1 protein-coding gene is annotated in these 1242 nt (G+C 71.0%); it reads right to left on the bottom strand.

Going from position 1 to position 1242, the window contains the following annotated elements:
* Nucleotides 1–223 precede the first annotated feature (223 nt).
* Nucleotides 224–1120 (bottom strand): choice-of-anchor P family protein, encoded by an 897-nt coding sequence (locus E9934_RS03745; RefSeq protein WP_136561536.1) that lies wholly within the window; start codon nucleotides 1118–1120, stop codon nucleotides 224–226.
* Nucleotides 1121–1242: the final 122 nt, after the last annotated feature.

The raw sequence follows: 1242 nt of genomic DNA, 5'->3' as shown, positions 1-1242 counted from the left end.
GGGACTCCGTGCGCCGCGAAGTGGGACTCCGTGCGCCGCGAGGTGGGAGTCCTCGGCCCTCGACGTCGCCGGGTCTCGATACGCGCGTCGCGAGCTCGTCCCTCGCTCGCGGCGCTACTCGACCCCCCCGGCTGATCCGCCGCGGGCCGGTGAAAAACGACCGACCGGCCGCAGCGGGGTGCGCTGCGGCCGGCCGGGTGCCGACAAGTGGTGTCGTGAAGGATCAGCCGGTGACCGGGACGTTGGTCTCGACCGGGGTCGGCGTCGGAGCGTCGCTCGGGTCGGTCTCGTCGCCCGTGACCTCGCCACAGGTGGCCGAGGCCACGGTGAGCTCGACCTGGTCGAGGAGGTTCACGTAGAGGGCGTCGACGGTGAACGTGCCGTCCGCGTTGGCGGTCTGGCGGTTGACGGTGACCTCGAGGACGCCGGGAATGGCGATCGACGAGTTCGGCTCGTTGGTGTCGACCAGCGACGCGACGAGGCCGTTGAGACCCTCGATGGTCGTCGTGCCGGTGTCGCCGGAGCACTCGGCCACGACGGCGGAGGCGCCGAGCAGGTTGCCCGACAGGGCGAAGTCGCACAGGTCACCGAGCTGCGCCGGCAGGAGCTGGTCCAGGTTGAGGGCAGTCAGCAGGCTCAGGTCGAGCGCGGGGTCGACGGCCTCGACGAGCGGGCCGAGCAGGTTCTCCTGCAGCAGGCCGGTCACCTGGTTGACGGCGTCGGCCAGCGGGATCTGGTCGAGGACGTCGCACAGCGGGGCGAGCTGCTCGCCGAGCGTGTCGAGCGCGGCCAGCTCACCATCGAGCAGGACGGCGCTCAGGTCGGCGACGCTGGAGCGTGCCGCGCCGTTCTCCGCCGACACGTTGACGGCGCCGACCTCGGCCACGGGGGCGAGCGGGACGTCGATCAGGGTGTCGGTGACCTCGCTGCCGTCGGTCGACTCCACGAAGGGGGTCTTCTCGACGACCGCGTTGCCCGCGAGGGAGAGGTCGAGGCCGAAGGCCGAGGAGGGCACTCCAGCGGCGACGGCGTTGCCGCCGCCGAGGAGAGCGACCGACGCGGCGCCGGTCACCAGGGCGAGGGCACCGGCCACCGAGGCCAGGGTCCTTGTCTTCTTCATGGGGTTTCCCTTCATAGTCATCACTTGTCGCAGTTGCAGTCTGGTGGCCCGGTCAGTCGTTGTCGACCATCACGGGTGTCCCGATCGGGACGACACGGAGCAGTTCGAGGGCCTCATCGGGC

Origin of the sequence: Nocardioides caeni, from assembly GCF_004912195.1 — a bacterium.
Classification (GTDB): domain Bacteria; phylum Actinomycetota; class Actinomycetes; order Propionibacteriales; family Nocardioidaceae; genus Nocardioides; species Nocardioides caeni.
The sequence above is the reverse complement of the archived record's forward strand: the minus strand, read 5'-3'. Positions and strand labels throughout refer to the sequence as shown.

Coding starts and splice junctions, on each gene's coding strand:
- E9934_RS03745 (WP_136561536.1), bottom strand. CDS start 1,120: ATGAAGAAGACAAGGACCCTGGCCTCGGTGGCCGGTGCCCTCGCCCTG.